At 60.8% G+C, this 24,769-nt stretch carries 20 protein-coding genes and 2 pseudogenes; 8 read left to right on the top strand and 14 right to left on the bottom strand.

The window, feature by feature from the left end; genetic code table 11:
• Positions 1-349: 349 nt before the first annotated feature.
• Both ASD03_RS24605 and nadE read left to right on the top strand, forming a co-directional pair.
• Entirely contained in the window at positions 350-733 is a 384-nt protein-coding gene (locus ASD03_RS24605; protein WP_057217064.1) for a GFA family protein, read from the top strand.
• Positions 734-799: 66 nt separating this feature from the next.
• Positions 800-1,642, top strand: coding sequence for an ammonia-dependent NAD(+) synthetase (nadE, locus tag ASD03_RS24600; protein ID WP_280137633.1), 843 nt, complete (start codon positions 800-802; stop codon positions 1,640-1,642).
• A gap of 208 nt (positions 1,643-1,850) precedes the next feature.
• On the opposite strand, the pseudogene cysG reads toward nadE, so the two are convergent.
• The 9 genes and pseudogenes from cysG to ASD03_RS24555 all read right to left on the bottom strand — a co-directional run.
• Positions 1,851-2,984, bottom strand: a pseudogene (gene cysG, locus ASD03_RS24595) (siroheme synthase CysG); the annotation flags it as partial.
• The gene (locus tag ASD03_RS24590) at positions 2,956-5,613 is read right to left on the bottom strand and encodes a nitrate reductase (RefSeq protein WP_057217059.1); all 2,658 of its coding nucleotides are present in this window, start codon (positions 5,611-5,613) and stop codon (positions 2,956-2,958) included. The pseudogene cysG and the gene ASD03_RS24590, both read right to left, overlap by 29 nt.
• Before the next feature lie 2 nt (positions 5,614-5,615).
• The gene (gene nirD / locus ASD03_RS24585) at positions 5,616-5,951 is read right to left on the bottom strand and encodes a nitrite reductase small subunit NirD (RefSeq protein WP_057217057.1); all 336 of its coding nucleotides are present in this window, start codon (positions 5,949-5,951) and stop codon (positions 5,616-5,618) included.
• Between the two features lie 5 nt (positions 5,952-5,956).
• Complete coding sequence (gene nirB / locus ASD03_RS24580; protein WP_057217055.1) at positions 5,957-8,419, bottom strand: nitrite reductase large subunit NirB; 2,463 nt, start codon at positions 8,417-8,419, stop codon at positions 5,957-5,959.
• A 6-nt stretch (positions 8,420-8,425) separates the two neighbouring features.
• Positions 8,426-9,226, bottom strand: coding sequence for an ABC transporter ATP-binding protein (locus tag ASD03_RS24575; protein WP_057217053.1), 801 nt, complete (start codon positions 9,224-9,226; stop codon positions 8,426-8,428).
• A gap of 14 nt (positions 9,227-9,240) precedes the next feature.
• Positions 9,241-10,134, bottom strand: coding sequence for a nitrate ABC transporter permease (ntrB, locus tag ASD03_RS24570; protein WP_057217051.1), 894 nt, complete (start codon positions 10,132-10,134; stop codon positions 9,241-9,243).
• A gap of 59 nt (positions 10,135-10,193) precedes the next feature.
• A complete protein-coding gene (locus ASD03_RS24565; protein ID WP_057217049.1) occupies positions 10,194-11,486 on the bottom strand; it encodes a CmpA/NrtA family ABC transporter substrate-binding protein in 1,293 nt (430 codons plus the stop codon).
• A gap of 354 nt (positions 11,487-11,840) precedes the next feature.
• Positions 11,841-13,125, bottom strand: a pseudogene (locus ASD03_RS24560) (CmpA/NrtA family ABC transporter substrate-binding protein).
• Between the two features lie 52 nt (positions 13,126-13,177).
• Positions 13,178-13,765, bottom strand: coding sequence for an ANTAR domain-containing response regulator (locus ASD03_RS24555; protein WP_025430178.1), 588 nt, complete (start codon positions 13,763-13,765; stop codon positions 13,178-13,180).
• Positions 13,766-14,165: 400 nt separating this feature from the next.
• Here ASD03_RS24555 and ASD03_RS24550 point away from each other — a divergent pair, with 400 nt between their 5' ends.
• Complete coding sequence (locus tag ASD03_RS24550) at positions 14,166-14,819, top strand: glutathione S-transferase family protein (protein WP_057217047.1); 654 nt, start codon at positions 14,166-14,168, stop codon at positions 14,817-14,819.
• Positions 14,820-14,991: 172 nt separating this feature from the next.
• Here ASD03_RS24550 and ASD03_RS24545 read toward each other — a convergent pair whose 3' ends face one another.
• From ASD03_RS24545 to ASD03_RS24530, 4 genes are all read right to left on the bottom strand, one after another.
• On the bottom strand, positions 14,992-16,851 hold the full coding sequence (locus ASD03_RS24545; protein WP_057217045.1) for an ABC transporter ATP-binding protein: 1,860 nt from the start codon (positions 16,849-16,851) through the stop codon (positions 14,992-14,994).
• Positions 16,852-17,153: 302 nt separating this feature from the next.
• On the bottom strand, positions 17,154-17,660 hold the full coding sequence (gene msrA, locus ASD03_RS24540; protein WP_025430181.1) for a peptide-methionine (S)-S-oxide reductase MsrA: 507 nt from the start codon (positions 17,658-17,660) through the stop codon (positions 17,154-17,156).
• On the bottom strand, positions 17,657-18,103 hold the full coding sequence (gene msrB / locus ASD03_RS24535; RefSeq protein ID WP_025430182.1) for a peptide-methionine (R)-S-oxide reductase MsrB: 447 nt from the start codon (positions 18,101-18,103) through the stop codon (positions 17,657-17,659). The genes msrA and msrB overlap by 4 nt, the downstream gene beginning before the upstream one ends.
• Before the next feature lie 110 nt (positions 18,104-18,213).
• Positions 18,214-19,089 carry a LysR family transcriptional regulator gene (locus tag ASD03_RS24530; RefSeq protein ID WP_082555591.1) on the bottom strand — a complete coding sequence of 292 codons (876 nt, stop codon included), beginning with the start codon at positions 19,087-19,089 and terminating at the stop codon, positions 18,214-18,216.
• A 192-nt stretch (positions 19,090-19,281) separates the two neighbouring features.
• On the opposite strand from ASD03_RS24530, the gene ASD03_RS24525 reads away from it, so the two are divergent.
• Together ASD03_RS24525 and ASD03_RS24520 are read left to right on the top strand one after the other, a co-directional pair.
• Positions 19,282-20,520 carry a bifunctional alpha/beta hydrolase/OsmC family protein gene (locus ASD03_RS24525; protein ID WP_057217041.1) on the top strand — a complete coding sequence of 413 codons (1,239 nt, stop codon included), beginning with the start codon at positions 19,282-19,284 and terminating at the stop codon, positions 20,518-20,520.
• A 313-nt stretch (positions 20,521-20,833) separates the two neighbouring features.
• Positions 20,834-21,046, top strand: a complete 213-nt coding sequence (locus tag ASD03_RS24520; RefSeq protein WP_057217039.1) for a hypothetical protein — start codon at positions 20,834-20,836, stop codon at positions 21,044-21,046.
• A gap of 194 nt (positions 21,047-21,240) precedes the next feature.
• On the opposite strand, the gene ASD03_RS24515 is transcribed toward ASD03_RS24520, so the two are convergent.
• On the bottom strand, positions 21,241-22,662 hold the full coding sequence (locus ASD03_RS24515) for a PLP-dependent aminotransferase family protein (protein ID WP_057217037.1): 1,422 nt from the start codon (positions 22,660-22,662) through the stop codon (positions 21,241-21,243).
• A 108-nt stretch (positions 22,663-22,770) separates the two neighbouring features.
• Between ASD03_RS24515 and ASD03_RS24510 the strand changes: the two genes are divergently transcribed.
• From ASD03_RS24510 to ASD03_RS24500, 3 genes are all read left to right on the top strand, one after another.
• Complete coding sequence (locus ASD03_RS24510; RefSeq protein ID WP_057217035.1) at positions 22,771-23,196, top strand: cupin domain-containing protein; 426 nt, start codon at positions 22,771-22,773, stop codon at positions 23,194-23,196.
• Positions 23,197-23,200: 4 nt separating this feature from the next.
• Positions 23,201-23,656, top strand: a complete 456-nt coding sequence (locus ASD03_RS24505) for a carboxymuconolactone decarboxylase family protein (RefSeq protein WP_025430188.1) — start codon at positions 23,201-23,203, stop codon at positions 23,654-23,656.
• Between the two features lie 134 nt (positions 23,657-23,790).
• Entirely contained in the window at positions 23,791-24,756 is a 966-nt protein-coding gene (locus ASD03_RS24500) for an NADP-dependent oxidoreductase (RefSeq protein WP_057217033.1), read from the top strand.
• The last annotated feature ends 13 nt before the right edge of the window (positions 24,757-24,769 follow it).

The raw sequence follows: 24,769 nt of genomic DNA, 5'->3' as shown, positions 1-24,769 counted from the left end.
AACACTATCACGATCGTTCGCCAAGCCCACAATAATGCGGCCAGCACAAATTGTAGTATCCGCGCCATTACGCCCATCAGGAAGACTACGGCGAGAATCGCGCAGAAGGCAGAGGCGAGCGCTCTCAGGTTCAGTTTCAGAAAGCGATGCTCCTTGTTTTCCGCACCATTCACGGTGCCGTTGTACGTGCTGCATCAGTCGGTCATTGATTGATTTGACGGCGTTCGTTACGCGCGATGAGGGTGGCAGCGGAAACACGTACGACGCCCTTAGCAATGGCAATCCGGATCCCGGTGAGTCATTGATGATCGAACCAGCCCCCGCCTGTGGAGGAAACGGAGCCACAACCATGACGAAGAGATCAGGTAGCTGCCTCTGCGGGCAGGTCAAATACGAGGTGAAAGGCGAACCCATCCGAGTTGGTATCTGTCATTGCGCCAATTGCCGCCGAGAGAGCGGATCGGCGTTCACATTCTACGCCATTTGGGCCAGAGTCGATTTCGACGCTACCGGGGAGACAACGCTTGCCCATAACGGACAGCGTTTCTGCACGCGCTGCAGCTCCCACATGTTTGCTTATGACGAAGATGAAGCCGAGGTCCAACTTGGCAGCTTGAGCGATGCACCGACCAACCTGGTTCCGACCTATGAATTGTGGGTGAAGAGACGTGAACCCTGGCTTGCCCCAGTGCCGGGCGCCGAGCAACATTGGGAGGACCGCCACAAAAGATGAGCCGACGATGAAAGCACTTGACGCGGACGCGGCGAATGGGAGGCAGATTTGACCGGAAATTGGTCAGTGGACGAGCAATTCGAGATCATTCGGGCACTCGGCGTGCCGGACGAGTTCGATGCAGAGATGGAAGCAAGAGAGCGGATTGCTTTTTTGGCCGGCTATTTGCGACAGGCAAATGCCCGGGCCTATGTATTGGGAATCAGCGGTGGGGTCGATTCCTTGACTGCCGGATTGCTTGCACAAGCGGCCGTCCGGGCGTTGCGCGAGGACGGCTATCTCGCGCAGTTCATCGCCGTTCGGCTGCCCTATGGGACACAGGCTGACGAAGCGGCCGCTCTCGAATGTCTGGCGGTGATCAACCCCGATCTTGGCCTGGAAGCAAATGTCAAACCGGCTGCCGACGCTTTGTTCACTGAGGTTCGAAAATCCGCTGGCGATCTTTTTGGCACGGCGCGCGACGACTTCCACCTCGGCAATGTGAAGGCGCGTCAGCGGATGATCTACCAGTACGCGATCGCCGGTGCCGCAAACGGGCTGGTGATTGGAACGGACCATGCCGCCGAGGCCCTGATGGGCTTCTTCACCAAGCACGGAGACGGCGCCGCAGATGTCGTCCCTCTCAGTGGGCTGAACAAGAGACGGGTACGCGCCATCGCCACTTACATGGGCGCACCGTCCGATCTCGTCTCCAAGGTCCCCACAGCCGATCTGGAGACAGACGCCCCGCTGAAGCCCGATGAAGAGGTCTATGGAATTGGCTATGACGCGATCGATGACTTCCTCGAAGGAAAGACCATAAGCAAGTCGGCCGCCGAGCGAATTCTTGCAGCGTATCGGGGGAGCGGACATAAACGTGCGCTGCCGATCGGCCCTGCTTTCGTCGCGGATCCCGCAGCGGCGCCTTGATCAGAGTTCATGGTGGCGCTTCGCCCAGGGCGAATGACAGAGATGCTGCAGCGGCCGGTCCCAGAGGAAGTGACGACGCTGCTGGCGGTTTGCTGCCTATAGAACCACAGTGCGGAATGCGCATGTAGGATGCGTCCCTCAACTGTCGCCTTGCGATCGTTGTCAATAAAGGCGGTCTCCGTCGTCACGCCCAACGGGAGATGGGACCGCTATGATCCCGGTCTCCAACCGGGACGCACAGGCGTGCCGCCATCGCGCTCGCCGCCGTGATGCCCGGGACGACATCGACCGCAATGCCCCTTTCTTCCAACCGGGCGATCTCCTCGCGGCCACGGCCGACAATCGCCGGGTCACCGGATTGCAGCCGGACAACCCGTTTGCCGGCGCGTGCCCAGGATACCATCATGTCGTTGAGGTCTTCGTGGCTGCAGTTCGCGCGCCCACCACGTTTGCCCACCAGCAGACGCTTGGCCTCGCGACGGGCAAGCTCCAGCACCTCATCGGAAACGAGACCGTCGAAAAGGATGACATCGGCCGCTTGCAAAGCACGCACCGCCTTCAGCGTCAGATGTTCCGCGTCACCCGGCCCGGCACCGACGAGCGTGACGCGGCCGGTGTCGGTCCGGTTCGCCGCGAAGCGATCCATCTCCGCCACCAGCCGCATCTCGACACCCTCCTCCGGTGTCTCCTGAAAGGCACGATCGACAAAACGCTCCCAAAAGGCGCGGCGTGCCGCGCCGGGTTTGAGGCGCGCATTGACCTTGTCGCGGATCGCCTGTGCCAGCGACGCCCAATCTTTCAGAACCGGCGGCAGCAAGGTCTCGATGCGGCGACGGATCGCCTGGGCAAGAATGGGCGCGGCGCCGTCAGTCGATATTGCGACAATGACCGGCGAGCGATTGACAATGGAGCCGAACTGAAACTGGCAATAGGCCGGTTTGTCGATGATGTTGACCGGCACGCCAGCCGCATTGGCCGCCTCGAAGAAGGACCGCGCGTCCTCATCGCCCTCGCAGTCGGCAATCGCAAGCGCCGCGCCAGCGATCGCTTCCTTTGTCCAGGCCTCGCGGTGATGAGTGAACCTGCCGCCTGGGTGAGAGGAACCGCCCTCGAACAGGCGGGCGCAGGCCTCTCCGATTTCCTCAGGCGGTGCATAGACATGCACCTCGGCACCGCAGGCGGCCAACAGTTCCGCCTTCCAGGCAGCGGCGTCGGAGCCGCCGGCCACAACGACACGGCGGCCTTCGAGCGCAAAGAACACGGGCAGCTTCGCTAAAGGCATCATGCGCGGCGGGTCCGCGCGCGGGCGCATTTCATTCCGCGGCAGCAGCAAGGCATCCATCGACGATCCCCCTGATCTCGGCGCGGCACGAGCCGCAATTGGTTCCGGCATTCAGCGTCTGGCCGATAGCTTCGACCGAGCGGCAGCCGCCATGGACGGCAGCAACGATCTGGTTGATCCCGACATTGAAACAGGAGCAGACGGTTGCTCCCGGATCGGGCTTATCCGCACCCGGTCGGCCGGCCACGAGCGCAAAGCGAAGTCGCAGATCGGCATGCGAGGCCCCGAGCTGCTCCACCGCCCAGCTGCGGGCAACGGCGACGGGTTCTAGCGCGAGATAAAGCGCCAGCAACAGCTTGGCGCCATCGAAGAAGGCAAGCCGGCGATGGCCGGACGGCCCGTCGGCATAGCCGATTGGTTCGATATCCGCCGGGATATCGAAGATGCGTCGGCACCACGCCACCCAATCATCAGGCTCGGTCTGCGACGCCAGTTCGAGCCGCCACCCGCCCCTTGCCTTGGCCAGCGCCCAATAGGCGCAATCAAGCCCTTCCGGCCTTGCGGCACTGACTGCAAATCCATAGGTGGAGGCTGAGAAACGGCGGGCGGAAACGGCAACGTTCTTGGAGGCGGGCTGGCCCGAAACAGGATCGGTGATCGGCGGCACCAAGGCATCGATGCGCGCCTTAGCCGCGAACTGGTCGTTCCAATGCATCGGCACGAAGAGATTGCCGCGCGCCTGGCGGTCGGTGATCAGTGCTCGGACGACCACCGCACCAAAGGGGCTTTCCAGCACCACGAGATCAGCAGGCGAAAGATCAAGCTCCATCGCATCGCGGGGGTGGATCTCGACGAAGGGTTCGCCGATATGGGCGGAGAGCCGCGCGCTCTTTCCCGTCCGGGTCATCGTGTGCCAATGGTCGCGAACGCGCCCCGTATTGAGGGTGAAGGGGAAGGCATCGCTGACGCGATTGGCAAGCTGGCTTGCGGTCGTGATGAAGCGCGCGCGACCATCCGGATGGTAGAATCCGCCATCGGCGAAGAAGCGCGTCACAGTACTTGCCTTGCCCCGCGGCTGCGGCCATTGGAACGGCATGAGTGCATCATAGCCGGCACCATCGATTTCGGCATAGGCGCCGACATCGAAATCGCGCCGGCCATCGTTCTCGAAACCGGAAAGGCCGGCATGTTCGGCAAAGATTTCGGATGCCGATGCGTAGGCAAAGGCGCCGGCAAAACCCATGCGGCTGCCGACTTCGGCAAGTTGCCACCAGTCCGCCCGGGCTTCACCAGGAGCCGTCAGGAAACTGCGCTGGCGGGAGATGCGGCGCTCGGAGTTCGTAACGGTGCCATCCTTCTCGCCCCAACCAAGCGAAGGTAACAGCACATGCGCATGACGGGTCGTATCTGTTTGCCTGATGACATCGGAGACCACGACGAAGGGACAGGCCCTGAGCGCTGCCTCGACCGCATCGGCATCCGGCATCGACACCACCGGATTGGTCGCCATGATCCAGATCGCCTTGATGCGCCCATCGGCGACTGCGCGAAACATGTCGACGGCCTTGAGGCCTGGTCTTGCGGCGATGGCCGGCGCACCCCAGAAACGTCTGACCTGATCGCGGTCTCCGGCCTTCTCTATGTCCATGTGGGCGGCCAGCATATTGGCAAGGCCGCCAACCTCGCGGCCGCCCATGGCGTTGGGTTGGCCCGTCAGGGAGAACGGCCCCATGCCGGGTCGACCAATCCGGCCGGTCGCCAGGTGACAGTTGATGATGGCATTGACCTTGTCGGTGCCGGAGACCGATTGGTTGACCCCCTGGCTGTAGCAGGTGACGACCTTTTCGATGCTCTCGAAAAGTCGGAAGAAGGCGGCGAGTTCCTGTTCGTCGAGCCCAGTTAGTCGCGCCAGTGTGGCTTGATCGAAGGCGCTTGCCGCGGCGAGGGCCTCGGCAAATCCGCTGGTGTGTGCCGAGATGTAGCCCTGGTTTACGGCCGGGCTGGAGGCCAGGTACGCAAGGAGACCATTGAAGAGCGCGACGTCGCCATCCGGCCGGACCGCCAGATGCATGTCGGCGATATCGGCCGTCATGGTGCGGCGCGGGTCGATGACGACCACGCGCATCTGTGGGCGCGCCGCCTTGGCAGCAACGAGGCGCTGGTAGAGTACCGGATGGCACCAGGCGAGGTTGGAGCCCGTCAGCACCACGAGATCGGCAAGCTCCAGATCCTCGTAGCAACCGGGAACGGTGTCCGATCCGAAGGCGCGGCGATGACCGGCCACCGATGAGGACATGCAGAGGCGGGAGTTTGTGTCGATATTCCCCGAACCGATGAACCCCTTCATCAGTTTGTTGGCGACATAGTAGTCCTCGGTCAGCAACTGACCGGAGACATAGAAGGCGACAGAATCCGGCCCGTGCTCGGCAATCGCCTGCGAAAAGCGATCGGCGACGAGGTCGAGCGCCTTATCCCACTCCGCTGCCTGTCCACCGATCTCGGGATAGAGCAGCCGCCCGTCGAGATCGAGCGTCTCGCCAAGCGCCGCCCCCTTGGAGCAAAGCCGGCCGAAGTTGGCCGGATGATCCGGGTCGCCTTTCACACCGACGCCGCCGTCATCGCCAACCGTCGCGACCACGCCGCAGCCGACACCGCAATAGGGACACGTGGTTTTGACTTCGGTTGCCATGACTACTCCGCCGCGATCATCAGGCTTTCGAGTGCGATGAACAGCGCACCGCCATCGTTGCGCACAGGGATTGTGCGCACGGCGCCCTTGTCTGCGCCCAGCGCCTTGCCGGTTTCGAGCGAGATCACCCAGTTGTGCAGAGGGCAAGTGACCGCCGTGCCGTGGACGATGCCCTGCGACAGCGGCCCGCCCTTGTGCGGGCAATGGTCTTCGATGGCGAAAACCTCGTTTTCGGCGGTGCGAAAGACGGCGATCTTGCCCTCGGGCGTGCGCACGCAGCGTGCGCCGCGAAGCGGGATGTCGGAGATGTCACCGATTGAGATCCAGTTCATGTCCATGCTCTTCACTCCGCCGCTTCTGAAAATCCGACCGTCGCCATCGGCCGGAACTCGTGCTTGTCCTTGCCGGAGACACGCTCCGACCATGGGTCGACCTGGGCGAATTTCTGGCTGAAGACGAAGCGGTCGAAGAGCGCCTTGCGCCGTTCGGCATCGTCCATGATCTGCCGGCGGATTTCTTCAAGACCGATGCGCTTGGCCCACTTGTAGATGCGCTCGAGATAACGGGCCTGCTCGCGATACATCTGCGTCAGCGCCACGATATGTTCGAGGGCGTCGTCCGCGGTCCTCACCAGACCAAGAACCTCGGTGCCCTTGATGTCGAGCCCGGCTGCACCGGCGAAGTGGATCTCGAAGCCGCTGTCGACGCAGATGACACCGATATCCTTGCAGGTGGCTTCTGCGCAGTTTCTCGGACAGCCGGAGACGGCCAATTTCAGCTTGGCCGGCGTCCAGGACCCCCACATGAATTTTTCGATGCGGATGCCGAGGCCGGTGGAATCCTGGGTGCCGAAGCGGCACCAGTCGGAACCAACGCAGGTCTTCACCGTGCGCAGGCCCTTGGCATAAGCCTGGCCCGACACGAAGCCGGCCTTGCCGAGATCGGCCCAGACGGCCGGCAGGTCTTCCTTCTCGATGCCGAGCAGGTCGATACGCTGACCGCCGGTGACCTTGACCATTGGGATCTCGAACTTGTCGACAACGTCGGCAATCGCGCGCAATTCCCCAGAGTTTGTGACGCCGCCCCACATGCGCGGAACGACGGAGTAGGTGCCGTCCTTCTGGATATTGGCGTGCACACGCTCGTTGATGAAGCGCGACTGGTAGTCGTCGGCATATTCGTCCGGCCAGTCGCAGACGAGGTAGTAGTTGAGCGCCGGGCGGCATTTGGCGCAGCCGCAGGATGTCTTCCACTCCAGTTCCTGCATCACGGCGGGAATGGTCTTCAGGCCCTTGGCCTTGATCAGGCGGCGGACATCGTCGTGGCCAAGCTCGGTGCAGGTGCACATCGGCTGGACGGCGGCGGGATTGTAGGTTTCGCCAAGCGTCAGCGACATCACCTGCTCAACGAGCCCGGTGCAGGAACCGCAGGAAGCGGACGCCTTCGTATGCGCCCTGACATCGTCGAGCGACGTCAGTCCCTTGCCCTGGATCGTCGCCACGATCTTGCCCTTGCACACGCCGTTGCAGCCGCAGATTTCTGCATCATCCGGCAAGGCTGCAACGGCCGCCATAGGGTCCAGCGGGGACCCTCCCTGATAGGCCTGGCCGAAAATGAGCGTTTCGCGCATTTCCGAGATATCGGTGGCTTTCTTCTTCAGATCGTTGAACCAGGCGCCATCGGCGGTTTCGCCATAAAGCACTGTGCCGACGATGCGGTTGTCCTTCAGCACCAGCCGCTTGTAGACGCCGCCGGCTGCATCGCGCAGCACGATCTCCTCGCGATCGTCGCCTTCGGCAAAGTCTCCGAGGGAGAACAGGTTGATGCCGGTGACTTTGAGCTTCGTCGGCGTGTCGGAATGCACGAAGGCGGGCGAGCGATCGCCCGCCAGATGCGATGCGGCGATGCGCGCCATTTCGTAGAGTGGTGCGACGAGGCCGTAGACCATGCCGCCGACCTCGGCGCATTCGCCAAGCGCCAGGATATCGCCATCGGAGGTCTGCATGCCGTCGTCGACGACGATGCCGCGATTGACCGCTAGGCCGGCTTCCTTGGCGATGCCCGCGTTCGGCCGGATGCCGACAGCCATGACGACGAGTGTCGCGGGAATGATCGTGCCGTTGTCGAGCTCGATGCCCTCGACCTTGCCATCGCCGATGATTGCCTTGGTATTGGCCCTGCAGATGACCTTGATGCCGCGCTCCTCGACGGCTTTCTGCAAGAGATAACCAGCCGCCGGATCGAGTTGGCGCTCCATCAGAGTTGGCATCACGTGCAGTACGGTCACATCCATACCGCGCGAGGCAAGTCCGGCGGCCGCTTCAAGCCCGAGCAGGCCACCGCCAATGACGACAGCCTTTTCGCGCGACTGCGCGGCAAGCAACATTGCCTGCACGTCATCGAGGTCGCGGTAGGTAATAACACCGGGCAGATCCTTGCCGGGAACCGGGATAATGAAGGGCACTGAGCCTGTCGCGATGACAAGCTTGTCGTAGCTTTCGGTCACACCGTGATCAGAGGTCACAGTCTTCTTCGCGCGGTCGATCGCCACGACCTTGTGGCCTTTGTAGAGCGTGATCCCGTGCTTGATGTACCAACCATCGCCGTGGATGATGATCTGCTCGTAGTCTTTTTCGCCGGAAAGGACCGGCGAAAGCATGATGCGGTCGTAGTTGACGCGCGGTTCGGCGTTGAAGATCGTGACCTGATATTGCCCCGGCGCCTGTTCGAACAGGTGCTCCAGCATGCGTCCGGGCGCCATGCCATTGCCGATGATGACGAGTTTTTCGGGCGTTTGGTGAGCCATAGGAAATTACTCCGCAGCTTCGACGAAACGGTGGCGCTCGTAGAGGAACTTGAGCACCGCTTCGCGGCATTTGAGGTAGGTTCGGTCGGCCGCCAGTTCGATGCGCCGGCGCGGCCGGGCTAGCGGCACATCGAGGATTTCGCCGATGCGCGCCGAGGGACCATTGGTCATCATGACGATGCGGTCGGAAAGCAGCACCGCTTCATCGACATCATGGGTGATCATCAGCACCGTATTGCCGAGCTCGGCGTGGATTTGCATCACCTGGTCCTGCAGATGGGCGCGGGTCAGGGCGTCGAGCGCGCCGAACGGCTCGTCGAGCAACAGAACCTTCGGTTCCATCGCCAGCGCCCGGGCGATGCCGACGCGCTGCTTCATGCCGCCCGACACCTCGGACGGGCGCTTGTCGGCGGCGTGCGCCATCTGCACCAGCTCGAGATTGCGCATCGTCCATTCGTGACGTTCGGCCCTGCCCTTGGTCGCGCGGAAGACCTTGTCGACGCCGAGGCGGACGTTTTCGTAAACCGTCAGCCAGGGCAGCAACGAGTGGTTCTGGAAGACGACGGCGCGGTCCGGTCCCGGCTCGTCGGCGACCCGGCCATCGAGCAGCACCACGCCTGTGGTCGCCTGCGTCAGGCCGGCGACGATATTGAGCAGCGTCGACTTTCCGCAGCCGGAATGGCCGATGATCGAGATGAATTCGCCCTTGTCGACGGAAAGCGAAACCTGCTTCAGAACGTCCGTCTTGACGCCGCCGCGTTCGAAGCTCTTGTCGATAAGCTCAAGCGAGAGGTAGCTCTTGGTCATGGTCTTTGCCTTTCTCACGCAGTTGCCGTGCCGCGGGTGACGACGCGGCCGATGAGGGCGATGAGACGATCGAGGAGGAAGCCGACGATGCCGACGTAGATGAGCGCAACGATGATGTCGCTGATCAGCGACGAGTTCCACGCATCCCAGATGAAGAAGCCGATGCCGACGCCGCCGATCAGCATCTCGGCGGCAACGATCGCAAGCCAGGACAAGCCGATGCCGATGCGAAGACCGGTGAAGATGTAAGGGGCAGCCGCCGGCAGCATGATCTTGGCGAAATATTCGAAGGCATTGAGCCGCAGCACCTTGGCGACGTTCTGGTAGTCCTGCGGAATGTTGCGGATGCCGACCGCGGTGTTGATGATGATCGGCCAGATCGCGGTGATGAAGATCACGAAGATCGCCGAGGGGGTACCATCCTGGAAGGCAGCGAGTGACAGCGGCAGCCAGGCGAGCGGCGGCACGGTGCGCAGCACCTGGAAGATCGGATCGAGCCCGCGCATGGCAAGGGCGCTCTGGCCGACGAGTGCGCCAAGCGCGATACCGACGACAGCGGCGATCGCGTAACCGATCGCGACGCGCTGAAGGCTGGCCGAGATATGCCAGAACAGGCCCTGATCGACGCCCTGCCCGACATAGAACGGGTGCGCGATGAGCTCCCAGCTTTCTTCCAGAACGCGTGTCGGCGCCGGCAGGCTGGAGTCGGGCGCCGAACAGATCACCTGCCAGGCGACAAGGATGAAGCTCAGGGTCACCACCAGCGGGACAAGATTGGTAAAGGCGGTGGCGAGCGCTGCCGGCAGCCGGCGGCCGCCGCCGGGCCTCGTCGCACGGGTAAAGGCGATGACGCGGGCCGCGGGCCGTGAAGCGGAATCCTGCGGAAGCTTGAGATTGGTGACGGACATACCGTTCTCCTAGAGGTTCAAGTCGAGTGGCGGCGGGGTTCGCCCGCCGCCAAAAAGGCTCAGGCGACGCGCGAAATGCTCAGGCTCTTCAGGTAAGCCTGCGGGTCTGCGGGATCGAACACCTTGCCGTCGAAGAATTTCTCTATGCCGCGCGACGTCGAGGTCGGGATGTCGGATACGCCGAGCTCCTTGGCCGCCTCGCGCCAGATATCCTCGCGGTTGACCTTGGCAACGAGCGCCTTGATGTCGGTGTCGGGAGCAAATTTGCCCCAGCGGATGTTCTCCGTCAGGAACCAGCTGTCATGGCTCTGGAAGGGATAGGAGGCGTGGTCGCGCCAGAACTTCATGAAGTGCGGGCTCGCCTCGACGACCTTGCCGTTGCCGTAGTCGTATTCGCCCTTCAGCCGGTCGACGATGTCCTTCGGCGGCACGTTGAACCAGCTGCGCTTGCCGACGATCTTCGCCAGTTCTTCCTTGTTGGCCATGTCGTCGCACCATTGCGCGGCTTCCTGAATGGCCATGGTGAGCGCCCTTGCGGCGCGCGGGTTCTTCTCCACCCAGTCGGCCCGCATGGCGAAGGATTTTTCCGGATGCTCGTTCCAGATCTCGGCAGTGTTGACGGCGGTATAGCCGATCTTCTGGTTGACGAGCTGCTCGTTCCACGGCTCGCCGACGCAGAAACAGTCCATGGTGCCGACCTTCATGTTGGCGACCATCTGCGGCGGCGGCACGACGATGGTCTCGACATCGGAGTCCGGATCGATACCGCCAGCGGCAAGCCAATAGCGCAGCCACAGGTCATGCGTCCCGCCCGGGAAGGTCATCGCCACCTTGGCGGCCGCGCCGTCAGCCTTCTTCCTGGCAAAGGCTTCCTTGAGCGCCGACGCGTCTAGGCCGACCTTGAGATCGGCATAGGCGCCACCGACCGAGATTGCCTGCGCGTCGAGATTGAGGCGCGCGAGGATCGCCATCGGCAGCGGCTGGTTGTTCTGCGTCACCTTGCCGGTCGAGATCAGGTAGGGCATCGGCGTCAGGATATGGGCGCCATCGATGCCGGCGCCGGCTGAGCCAAGCACGAGGTTGTCACGTGTGGTGCCCCAGGAGGCCTGCTTGACCACGTCGACTTCGGTCATGCCGTATTTGTCGAACAAGCCCTTTTCCTTGGCGACGATCAGCGGCGCGGAGTCTGTCAGAGCAATGAAACCGAGAACCGCCTTGGTAGTCTCGGGACCGGTCGACTGTGCAAAGGCGCCGGTCGGGAAGGCCGTCTTGACGGCACCGAGTAGAGCGGCCGTCGCTGTGGTTTTCAGCAGGCCGCGGCGGGTCAGTCCGCCAGTCGAAAACTTGATCATGCGCAGGTTCCTCTGCTGCTGCCGGGCAAAACCGGACATAAAAAAACGCCGCTTGGAGATTGCGTCCGGGATCAGGAGGATTCCTCGGGAAACAAAAACCGTGCGACGTCAGTGTCTCTGGCAAACGCGATCTGGCGTTTGAACTCGCTTCAATCGCCGTTGACCGAAGCAATTTCTTAAAAGCAAGAGCCGTGCCAGTTCGACAAGCCAGGAACTAATAGTTTGATATCGAATGATAAAAATACGAACGAGCGTAATTGCCCAGCAAAACAGCTATTGTAGAATCTGCTGAATTATTGTGCGCTGCACACAGCCGGCTCGGCCGCTCTGCCCAAACAAGCAGCGGCCGAACCATCAGTTGTCAGCGCCAGATGCGGTCGCGCCGCCCTCTGCACGCACAGGAAACGCCTCGACATAGGCCTCAATCGCGGCAGGATCGAAAACATGGCCGTCCATGAAGCGATCCTCAGCGGATGCGCCCTCGATCCTGAGCCGGTGCCGCATCGGCCCCGAGCGCAAGCCGATAAAGGTCAGGGCGATAGGCCGAAGCTGCCGCCGTCGTCGCTTCCGGACCCAAGTCGGCCTGTCCCCAGCGCGCCATCTGGCTGTAGATCCAGAGTGCATGGCTGGGGCGGGGATAGTTGGCGAAGTTGCGGTGGAAGACGAAATAGTCGTCGATGACCCGACGCTGTCCTTGAGCGTCGATGGTGAACTCACCGGAAAGCACGCGGCGGATGATTTCGACCGGGGCGCCGACATAGCGCTGGTCGGCGAGCGCTTCGGACAAGGCGTCGCGATTTTGCGGATCGTCGCACCAACGGGCGGCAGCATCCAGCGCCACGATCAACCGCGAAACCGTTTCTGGATTGGCTTCGGCCCACTCGGGGCGCATGCCGATGACCTTTTCGGGCGCCGACGGCCAGATATCCTGCTTGGCGGCGACAATACGTCCGACGCCGCGCTCGGATGCAACCATGTTCCAGGGCGCGCCGACGCAGAAACCATCGATCGCGCCGGCTTCGAGCGCGTCTGTTGTCATCGGCGGCGGCACGACGACAAGCTTGACGTCACGATCCGGATCAACGCCGCCGGCAGCCAGCCAGTACCGGAATTCGTAATTGTGCGAGGAGAACGGATAGGTGACGCCCAAGGTCGGCGGCGCATCGCCATTCGCTTTCATGCGACCAAGTACGGCGGCGAACGCTTGCGCATTGGCAAGCGCGTTCTCGGCGCCTTCAAGCCCCCCCTCCTCCACCATACGGGCAAAGAGCCGATTGGACAGCGTGATGGCATTACCGCCACGCCCGAGCGAGAAGGGCGTGATTGTCGGCGAAGGATTGGAGCCAAGCCCAAGCATGGCCGCAACCGGCATGGGGGAAAGCATGTGGGCAATATCGAACTGGCGGAACGCCAAACGGTCGCGGACATTGGCCCAGGAGACATCCTTGACCAGATCGAGTGTCAGACCTTCGCTGCGGGCAAAACCGAACTCGCAAGCGGCGATCAGGACCGATGCATCGACGAGCGGGATGAAGCCGGCACGAAGCGTGCGGGCGCCCTCGCTGCGCATCTTTTGCGGCGCCGGTAAACCATGACCGGACGAGGTGAGGCCGCTGCCGATATCGCCGAAATTGGCCATGCTGTTCACTCCACCTACTCCTTGCGACAAAGCCGGTACGCGGCGCTCGCCATCACATCAGCAGGCCGGCGGCCGTCACCACGCTTTGCGCGATTTCAGACATCTTCTTCTTTTCGTTCATCGCCGTCTGCCGCAGCAGGGCAAAGGCTTCCTCTTCCGAGAGACCACGGATCTTCATCAGAATGCCCTTGGCGCGCTCGATGACCTTGCGCTCCTCGAGCGCGGACCTGGCATCGGCCAGTTCCCGTTGCAATCGGCTGAAGGCGTTGAAACGACTGACGGCCATGTCGAGGATCGGCTTGACGCGCTCCTTCTTGAGACCATCGACGATATAGGCGGACACGCCTGCCTCGACCGCTGCCTCGATCGAAGCGGTGTCGGAGCGATCCACGAACATCGCGATCGGCCGCCCCACCGTGCGCGTCAGCTGGAACAGATGCTCCATCATATCGCGATTGGGGTTTTCGATATCGATGACGATTACATCGGGCCTAAGACTGTCGATGACGCGCGCGACACCCTGCACCTCATGGATGACAGTCACCTTGCGATGCCCGGCCTCATGCAATCCTTCCTCGATGATCGAGGCACGAATGGCGTTCTCGTCGATGACGAGAATGGTGAGGTCGCGGTTTGTCATGAGGCGATCATGATGCAGCGCAGCAAATTCCGCAACAGAATTGCCTATTTTCTTAACAAATTCTTCGTTGCTTATTTTTTAATCGATTCCGCAGCATTTGCAAGGTCGGAACTTTGCTCCAGACAGCGCTTCCTGACCCGAAGCCGCAAACTTCTTTAGATTGCTCGCAAGACCATAAAATCCGGCAAGATCACGGGGCATTCTGCGATCGACTGGCCTCTCAGTAGTCAGGTAGTGGCGAGGCGCCATGCAATTGCTGCCAAGTCTGATCTTCGCCGATATGATGCCCGCAGGGCATAGGCCAGAATTGCAGTAATACCCCCCGAGCAATCGCGAGCACGGAGCGTCGGAATCTCGCTTAGTCAATCGTCTTCAAGACAGACAAGCTAGGAGAACAGCGATGACTATCACCATTACCGCATTTGAACGATCGCCCGATCGCGGCAGGGGCATGGCGCGTGACATGCGCGTTCGCTGGGCGCTCGAAGAAGTGGGCCAGCCTTACGACGTTCGTCTTGTTTCGTTCAAAACGATGAAGGAACCGGTGCATTTAGCACTTCATCCTTTCGGACAGATCCCGACCTATGAAGAAGGCGATCTCGCCCTGTTCGAGTCCGGCGCCATCGTTTTCCATATCGCCGAGCGCCGTTCGGGCCTGCTGCCACACGAGGCGAATGCCCGGGCGCGCGCGATCACATGGATGTTTGCCGCGCTCAACACGATGGAGCCGCCGATCGTGGATCGCGAAATCGCCAGGTATCTGGAGGGCGACGAGACCTGGTACGAGCAGCGGATGTCTGCCGTCGAGGGCCGCATCCATAAACGGCTGAACGAACTGTCCGCGAGACTTGGCAATGCCGACTGGCTCGACGGCGAGTTCAGCGCCGGCGACCTTCTGATGGTGACGGTGCTGCGCAGATTGGCAGGATCAGACATATTGAACGAGTATCCGAATCTCACCGAGTATATCGCCCGCGGCGAAGCGCGGCCCGCCTACCAGCGTGCTTTCGACGCTCAATTGGCGGTTTTCACCGCTGCATCAACAGGCGGATAAAGGTCCGCTACGACTGGTGTTCCAGACGGAAATCTTTACCGGCAGCCTTCAGCCGGAGCATTTGCGTGAACATGGACGCAACGGCGGAAAACGATTGAACACACGGCAGGCTTCCAGGTGACGGTATGTTGGAAACCGCTCCGATGGCCCATCTCGCCACCAACTGCCTGTCTCACAGTTCGCTTATTTCCTCAGGAATAAAGCCGCCGGTCTGGCGTTTCCACAGACGGGCAAACAGGCCATCCCGTTCAACCAGTTCTTCCGGTCTGCCTTCTTCCACGATGCGCCCCTGATCGAGCACGATTATCCGATCCATCATTGCGATGGTCGAAAGGCGATGTGCTATGGCAATCACCGTCTTTCCCTCCATCACCAGGTTGAGTTTTTCCTGGATGGCCGCCTCAGATTCGCTGTCGAGGGCGGAAGTCGCTTCGTCCAGCACGAGGATCGGCGCATCCTTCAGCAGAACGCGGGCGATCGCCACGCGCTGCCGTTGACCGCCCGAGAGCTTGATGCCGCGGTCGCCAACGAAGGCGCCATAACCCTTACGGCCTTCGCCATCAGCAAGATCGGTGATGAACACATCGGCCCTTGCCGTCTTGGCCGCCTCTTCGATCTCTTCCTGCGTCGCCTCCGGTCGGCCGTAACGGATATTGTCGCCGACCGAACGGTGCAGCAGCGCGACGTCCTGCGCGATGACCCCGATGTTGCGGCGAAGACTTGTCTGTGTGACATCGCGGATGTCCTGCCCGTCGATCAGGATCGCGCCTTCGTTGATGTCGTAGAAGCGCAGCAGCAGGCTCACCAGCGTGGTCTTGCCGGCCCCGGAGAGGCCAACCAGCCCCACTTTCTCCCCGGGCCGCATCGTCAGCGATAGATTGGCGATGACGGGCTTGCCGGACTTGTATGCGAAGCAGACGTCTTGGAAGCGGATCTCGCCGTTGTTGACCACGAGGGTCGTCGCGTCAGGCCGATCTGTTATGGTCGGCGGCGTCGTCATCACGGGCATCGCATCCTTGATCGTCCCGATCGCCTGGAAGATCTGCTGGCCCATCTGCAGGAAGGTGAAGGTGTGCCCGGACAGCCTTTGGAGGATATAGACCGCCCCGACGAACTCGCCGACCGTGAGAAAGGCGTTGACGAGGCCCGAAAAACCAATCGAAAGCATCGCCAGCCAAAGTGCCATGTTCAGCGCCACGACAATGAGTTCAGACGTGCGATAGATGCGCTGTTCCCTGTGCTGCGTCTGTATGGTGTTGTGAATGATGCGACGGATCGCGCCGGCCTCGCTGTCTTCGGCAGCGAACTGCTTGATCATTTGCATGTTGGTGTAAAGGTCGGTGATGGCGCCTGACACCAAGCTTCGCTGCTTGGCAGTGCTGCGCGAGCGTTCCACGAAAATCAGCGCCATCTTGACGGCGAGTGCCACATTGAGCCCGATCCAGACGATGACCGGCAGGGCGAGCTGCCAGGATAGGGCGCTCAGCAAAACGACGGAACCGACCATCTGCAGCAGGAAACGTGGAATGGACTGGAAGGCGGCGATGATCTGCTGCTGAACGGCGGATGATACTTGTGACAGGCGCGAAGCGACCTGTCCGGCAAAAAGATCGTGGAAGAAAGCCAGATCCTGCCGCTCGACCGCCTTGTGACCCTGCCATTGGATTGCGGCCGGCATGCCGACGCCGAGCGTATGCGAGTTGAGCGTGTTCAATAGAAACGAGGCGACCGGCATGGCCGGAAAGATCAGCAGCCCGAGAAAAGCCAGGAGGGGCCATTCGCTGTGCAAGAAGGCGGATGCACCGTTCTGCGATACGCCATCGACGATGACAGAAAGCCCCCAGACGATAGTCAGGTTGATGGCCTCAATCGCCATGGACGAAAGCGCGAGCGCGATCAGCACGCCGCGGAACATCGATATGAAATGCAGAAGGACGGTTGCGGGCCCCTTGGACGGCAGCGGTCGGTAAGGAATATCCAGGGGCCGGATCAAGGTTTCGAACGGACGGTAGATCGCATCTGAAATCGACATGGGCCACTCGGTCAAATAGCGGATGGGAAGGTCAGCGACGCAGATCGCACCTTACCACCCTCTTCCTGCAATCTTAATTAGAATATTTTGGTAAAATCCGGGAATTTTGCAACTATTGGGAGGGAGCGAAGACCTCGGATATGTGTTCCCAGACCCGGCGTCTTTACCAACCACGCACGGTTGCCGAAAAGCGACCGCGGGCAATGTGCTCGCGATCGCATCCGCGTACAGAGGCATCCCAGTGTTCCGGCAAATCACCAGAACGCTGGGATGCCATTCTCTTGAAGCTGACGTACCGGCGGTTACGCGGCCGCTTCCCGCTTGGGCAGCACCCAGTTCGCGCGCGGAAAATGGCAGGTGTAGCCGTTGGGATAGCGCTCCAGGTAGTCCTGGTGCTCCGGTTCCGCTTCCCAGAAATCTCCAACCGGCTCGACTGACGTCACGGCTTTTCCTGGCCACAGTCCCGACGCGTCGACGTCGGCGATGGTGTCTTTGGCTATTCGTCTTTGCTCATCGCCAAGAACGTAGATCGCAGATCGGTACGAACTGCCGATGTCGTTGCCCTGCCGGTCGACCGTCGTTGGGTCGTGAATCTGGAAGAAATACTCCAGAATCCGGCGATAGCTGATCGTCTCGGGGTCGAACACGATCTCAATACCTTCGGCGTGGGTGCCGTGATTGCGATAGGTCGCATTCGGTACATCGCCGCCGGTATAACCCACCCGGGTCTTGATGACGCCGGGCAACGCTCGGATGAGATCCTGCATGCCCCAGAAGCAGCCACCGGCCAAAACAGCTTTCTCGGTCATTTGAAAGTCTCCACTTGGTTGAGATAGGCACCATAGCCCTCGGCCTGCATTTCGCCGAGCGGAATGAACCGCAGTGCCGCGGAGTTGATGCAATAACGCAATCCACCCCGATCTGCCGGACCGTCTGTGAACACGTGGCCGAGGTGACTATCGGCATGAGCTGAGCGCACTTCGGTGCGGATCATGCCATGAGTACCATCAGACAATTCGCGAACATTTGCATGTACGATCGGCTTCGTAAAACTCGGCCAGCCGCAACCGGATTCGAACTTATCGGCAGAGGCAAACAGAGGTTCGCCTGAAACGATGTCGACGTAGATGCCCGGTTCCTTGTTGTCATTGTACGACCCGGTAAAGGGCCGTTCCGTCGCATTTTTCTGGGTCACTTGGTACTGAATCGACGTCAGCCTGGCGATCGCGTCATCGGTCTTCGTGTACTTCACAGCCATTACTCCTATTGGACTTGCTGCCAGAATATGGCGCTGGGTCGGCGATTTTCCCAATAGAGGGCGTGCATAGATTCAATAGCGATGCCATGCGGCGTTTCAGCGCCTCAGGCCCAATCGTGACGGGCTGCCATCTGGGCGATCTTGCGCATCTCAAGTGGCGTGCCGGAACCGGAAACGGATGCCAATACCACCTCTCGTTCCAATGACATGCCTTCGATCCTGCGGGTCACTATCCCCTCAACCACAACCGAACGCTCGGGCATAATGCAGATCGCGCGGCCTTCCGCCACCAGTTGCTGGACCCAGTCCTCACGATCGGCACTGAAACGTGGCTGCATCACCGCGTTGTGGTTCATCAGGTGCTCTGTCATCTGGGTATGGAACTCGCAAGCGAGCCGGTCGACATATGGATACGAGGCGAGGGCCTTGACGCTGACGACGTCATTTTCAGCAAGTGGGTGCCCATCAGCGCAGGCGAGGAGAAATCGCTCACGAAACAGCGGCACGATGTTGAGCTTGGGGTTGAAACGCGGCGCTTCCGGAAGGATGCAGGCATGATACTTGCCCGACAGCACCTCCAGCGCACCCTCGCCGGCCGACAACTGATGCATGTTGAGGTTTACGGCAGGCAGTTGGCTGAGCACTTTGTCAAAGAATGCCGTGAACTTGGCGGGGCCGATCGTCGGGGCAACGGCAATGTCGAGAATACGGCGGCGGCCGTGGACTGTGCTTTCTGAATGTTCGCGCACGTTTCGAAGAGCGAGTTCCACCCGCATGAATTCAGCCTGGACGTCGCGACCAAGCGCCGTCAGGCGGCTGTCCTTGCCATCGCGGTAGATCAGTGGACTGCCCAGTTCTTCTTCGAGGCGCTGAATTGCGCGCGTCAAGCTCGGTTGCGACACGCCGCTTCGACGCGCGGCTTCCGTGAAGTTCAACGTTTCAGCCAGATTGAGGAAGTATCCGACCTGATTGATATCCATGTCTGATGCTCCACGTTGGTTGCCTGGCTGCAGTCGCAAAGTTGGCGCGCTTGTCACCCGCGAGAACGCAGCTTGCCGCAACGCTTGGCTCAGGTGAAGGGCACGAGCAGAATGGGTCCGGACCGAATCCGGGTAGCCGCTCGCCGCCGCTCATATAGACTGCGCACGTCCCAGCAGCGAAGGAGCATTCCTATGGCTTTCAGTTCGCAACGGCTTCAATTTACCGGGCATTCCGGAGCAACTCTTGCCGCCCGGCTCGACTTCCCCAGCGGGCCCCTGCGCGCCTACGCTCTGTTTGCCCATTGTTTTGCCTGTTCCAAGGACCTCGCGTCGGCGCGCCGGATCGCAGCGGAACTGGCCCGAGAGGGTATCGCTGTCCTACGTTTCGACTTCACGGGGTTGGGATCGAGTGAAGGCGAATTCGCATCGACGAATTTCTCCTCGAATGTTGCCGACCTTGTCTCGGCGGCCAACTATCTACGTCATCACTTCCAGGCACCCTCGTTGCTGGTCGGTCATTCGCTCGGCGGGGCCGCAGTGCTCGCGGCGGCCAAGGACATTGCTGAAGTCCGCGCGGTTGCAACGATTGGCGCACCGGCCGATGTCGGCCACGTGTTGAAGAACTTGGGCGCGAGCCTCAAGGAGATCGAGACGTCCGGTTCGGCGGAAGTGGATCTCGCCGGACGCAAGTTCCTCGTCAAAATGCAATTTGTCGAGGATGCGCGTGCGCACCGCATCAAGGACGCCGTCGCGTCGCTGAAAAAGCCACTGCTCATTTTGCATAGCCCCTTGGACGAAACCGTCGGCATCGACAACGCTACCGAAATCTTCGGCGCAGCCAGACATCCAAAAAGCTTCATATCGCTGGACAAGGCAGACCACTTGCTCACAAATCTTGAGGACGCGGCCTTTGCCGGACGGGTCATTTCAGGATGGATGACGCGCTATCTCGCTGCCGATACGCCGCAAGGCGCGGAGCCGATAGAGCATGTGCGGGTGACGGAGACAGGCGGCGGCAAATTTCAGAACACCGTCCAGGCCGGCAGCCATCGTCTTTTCGCCGATGAACCCAAGGCAATGGACGGCCTCGATTCCGGCCCGTCACCCTATGACTTCCTGTCCATTGCGCTCGGCGCCTGCACGTCGATGACGCTGCGCCAATACGCCGAATACAAGAATCTGCCGCTCGGGCGCATCGGCGTTGATGTCTCCCACACGAAGATCCATGCCAGGGATTGTGTGGAATGCACGGAATCTGAGCGCAGCACTGGCGGCAGGATTGATCGCTTCGAACGCGTCATTTCGATCGACGGCGAGGTCTCAGAGGAGCTTCGAGACAAGATCGCTGAAATCGCCGACAAATGCCCGGTCCATCGTACGCTGGAGGGTGTCGCAAGGATAGAAACGGTCGTGAAAGCGCCGTTGCGATAATCACTTTCGGCAGGGCGCCGCCGCAATCCGCCTGCGCGGATACAAATGATTACAGAAATGCCCCTTGGCAGACATATCCGGTATACGCGCTCGCAGGAAGATGGGTTCGTTGGCATCGGATACAAACGCTTGAAAAATCAAGGTTACGTCTACATGCGCAACGAATACCAGTGTTCCAGGTGCGTTATCGATCTGTGTCAAGGCGTCGAGACTTGCCTGCAGGCCATGTGGTTTGGCGGTAAATGGTCGGGGCAAGCATCACCTGGAACACTGGCCGCGGATTGGGCGCCAATATCAAAGCAAGGCACGTGAAATGTCCGGCATCATCAATCTTTTTCTTGCCTTCTGCGTCGCCGCAGCGGCCTCCCTGTTTTACTCCGGCGATTTCAAGAGGGCACCGTTCGTGCCAATCAGTCGGTCCAGTGACGGTCTCCTCGCCACAACTGAGGCACACGGAACGCTCGCTCCGCCTTTTCATTTCGAGGATCTCGATGAGGAGTTCTCACCCAGAACCCCGCGCCTCTAGCTGACAAGCACCGGCTGTGATTGATCGCGATCACCAGCGCTCCCATAGACTGCCCCTTGCTGGCCTCAGGCTCCGTTCTTTCGCCCTTGTGCACGCGAGTGGCGGAGTATGTTGACCGCCACCTTTGAAGGTTGGCACATTGGATCCGTGATCAGGCTGTCAGAAAAGACCGACGGATTGGGCCGGTGCCTTCCTCATCGCGACGATGTGCAGCGATGAATAATTTCGAGAAGGCGGTCACAAGACCGCTCGACATATTGCTGAGGGCACGTGGCAACGCCCAAAAGCAGACCGGGTTTCGCAAGGGCCGGCGATGCGTGCCATACCGACAACGGTGCCGGCGCCAGGCCGAACGGTAGCGTTTCGCGCACGATGGAAACATCCGGAGCGCCATCGGCGAGGCGCAACAGAACGGCCAGACCCGCTGTCGTGACGATGATCCCGTCTGCGCGCGCTTCCAGACACCGCAGCAATGCGTCTCGGCGTGCCGTGTATGCGCGTTTCGTGCGCCGCAGATGCCGCAAGAAATGCCCCTCGCAAATAAACTCCGCGGTGGCGAGTTGTACGGATGGCCCGGGCGGAGGCGCCAAACATGCAGCAACCTCGGCGAAGCGGGCTTCCAGAGACCGCGGCACGTGGACAAAGCCGAGGCGCAATGTCGGACTTATGGTCTTGCTGAACGAGCCGATATGGATGACCCGGCCTGCACGATCAATCGAGGCGAGTGCCGGCGCGGCGCGGCCTGTCAGTTGCAACTCGCCCAAATAATCATCCTCGATTACCCAAGCTCCCGCCTGCTCGGCCCAATCGAGAAGGCGCAATCGCCGCCCGAGCGAAAGCGTCATTCCAGTTGGGGCCTGCTGTCCAGGTGTCACAACGACTAGCCCCGCGTCTGGAGCGGTGCGAAGGCCGTAGTCGACATCGATGCCGTCGGCGTCAACCGGGACAGGGACAGGCGACAATCTCGCCAGCTCTAGCCCGCGCCGCGTGAACGGAAACCCGGGATCCTCCATCCAGGCCTTGCGTCCTTCGAGCCCCAGCGTGTGGAGCGTCAATCCAAGGCCGCTGGCAAAACCGCAAGTGATGAGGATCTGAGAGGGCAAACACTCGATCCCGCGCGCAATGGCAAGATAGGCGGCGATCTCTCGCCGCAGCTCGAGTTCGCCGCGTGGGTCCGGATACATCGCCGGTGCGCTCGCCTCGGCGCGCACACTTTGTGACCGGATCCTGGCGAAGAGTTTTGCGGGAAAGGTCTCCTTCGCCGGCACGCCCATCTGGAAGATTGCCGGGCCCGCGATCATCTCCTGATACCGCTCCATGAAGGAGCCAGGCTCCGGTGGGGAATCCTGTCGCCGGGATAGGATCGGTCGCTCCGTTACACGCGTTCCCGTTGCGCGAGATGCAACGATAAGCTGAGCCGCCACCAGTTTATCGTAGGCCAGCCGAACGGTGCCACGGGCGACGCCAAGTTGGGCCGCCAAGTCTATCCAGGAGGGTAGGCGCGCGCCTGATGCCAATACGCCACTGTCGATCGCGGCAGTGATGCCCATGCAGATCTGGTCCGCCAGCGGGGTCTTCGCAGTGCGATCAATCTGCAGCTCAAGCGGTTTAGCCATTCCGTCCCGTGGTACAAGATTTTCGCGCGTTCCTGGTGCTTATTACAGGACCAGTCGAGGGGTATTTATAGCGAGTAGATGAACAGGCCACAAAGGAGAAATGTCATCATGAATGCACGATCCATCATCGGTGCAGCCTGCGCCGCAGTCGCCATTGCCGTTGCGATGCCCGTCGCCGCGCATGATCCCCTCGAAACAGTTACGCCGGCCTTCGAGCAGAATATTCCGAACATTCCCGGCAAGTCGGTTCGCGCCGTGGTCGTCGATTACGGTCCAGGCGGAGCGTCACTGCCACATGTCCATGCAAAATCGGCGTTCATTTTTGCCTATGTTCTGTCGGGAGAAATCGAGTCACAGGTGAACGATGAGCCCAAGAGGACCTATCGTCCCGGCGAAAGCTTCTACGAGACCCCTGGCTCCAGCCACCTCGTAAGCCGCAACGCGAGCAAGACCGAACCCGCGAAGCTTCTGGCTGTCTTTGTCGTCGACACCGACGACAAGGAACTGACCACCACAGCCAACACAAAGGAATGAACAGATGTCAGCCCGTCTGGACTATAACCAAATCGCTCCTGCCGGCGCGAAAGCGCTGGGCGGTGTCTACGGTTACGTCATGCAAAGCGGCCTCCCATCCGTTTTGCTCGAGCTGGTCTATCTGCGTGTTTCCCAGATCAACAACTGTGCCTATTGTCTCGACATGCACACGCGGGATCTTTTGAAGAAGGGGCAGCAGATCGAGAAGATCGCGTTGCTTCAAGCCTGGCGGGAAGCCGGCCCTCTCTTCGACGAGCGCGAGCGTGCGGCGCTCGCATGGGCCGAAACAGTGACGCGCGTGGCAGAGACGGGTGTGCCTAGTGACGCCTATGACGCTGTCAGCGCCGTCTTCAGCGAACGCGAACGCGTCGATCTCACGATCGCGATCAGCCTCATGAACGCCTACAATCGGATGGCCATAAGCTTCAGGAATGTGCCCCACGCGGCGATTGGCAGATAGCCTCGAAACAGCGCTCGCGGACCGCGGCCGATCGCGCGTCCGCAGCGCGGCCCAACGCGATTTGGCGGTGGAGCCCGGGCTGTTTCACTGTGAGCAGCGCGCTCGTCACTGCACTAACATCGAGAGGAAAACACATGCCGGATGTCTCAAAGACCTTCTCAGGAAAGGCATGGCGCGTCCATCAGTTCGGGCCGCCAGATGTAATGCAGTTAGAGCGCGTGGACACTCCAGAGCCAAGGATGAACGAGGTCATCGTCAAGGTTCATGCAGCTGGTGTTGGCCCTTGGGATGGGTGGATTCGCGCCGGCAACAGCGCCCTGCCCCAGCCTCTCCCTCTCATTCTCGGTTCGGACATCTCAGGCGAGGTCGGCGCGGTCGGCGCTGGGGTGACGCGGTTCAAGGTTGGAGATGATGTCTATGGCGTCACCAACAAGCGCTTTTGTGGTGGATACGCGCAATACGCAGTCGCCAGTGCTTCCATGCTCGATCACAAACCAGTGTCGATTGACCACGTCGCTGCGGCATCGCTGCCCGTGATCGCGGTGACAGCATGGCAGGCACTTTTCGATCAGGCTGGTTTGGAAAGGGGCCAAACTGTGCTGATCCACGGTTCGGCGGGAAACGTCGGCGCCTATGCCGTGCAATTCGCCAGAGAAGCGGGCCTTCGGACAGTGTGCACCGCCGCGTCGGGTGACATCGAAAGCGTTGTTGCTCTCGGTGGCGAAACGGTCATCGACTATACAAAAACCAGATTTGAGGACGAAATTCGCGATGTCGATGCCGTCATCGATCTGGTGGGCGGAGAAACCCAAACGCGATCGTTCCGGGTGCTGAAAAAGGGAGGGCGATTGATTTCGGCCGTTTCGGTTCCGGACCAGGCTCTGGCCGCACAGCACCAGGTCCTGTCCAAATTTTTTCTCGTCGACGTATCGACCGAAAGCCTTGCCCGCATCTCCTCTCTCGTCTCCCGAGGTGCCCTCCGGATGAATGTCGGGGCGACATTACGGTTTGAGCAAGCGAAGGACGCGCACTTGATGCTCGAAGGCGAGCTGCCGAGACCGAAGGGAAAAATCGTCCTGGCAATGGGTGAAGCCAACTGACGAAAATCGCGCC

The sequence above is a fragment of the Ensifer sp. Root127 genome (assembly GCF_001425225.1).
GTDB lineage: Bacteria > Pseudomonadota > Alphaproteobacteria > Rhizobiales > Rhizobiaceae > Ensifer > Ensifer canadensis.
This window is presented reverse-complemented; position numbering and strand designations above follow the sequence as displayed.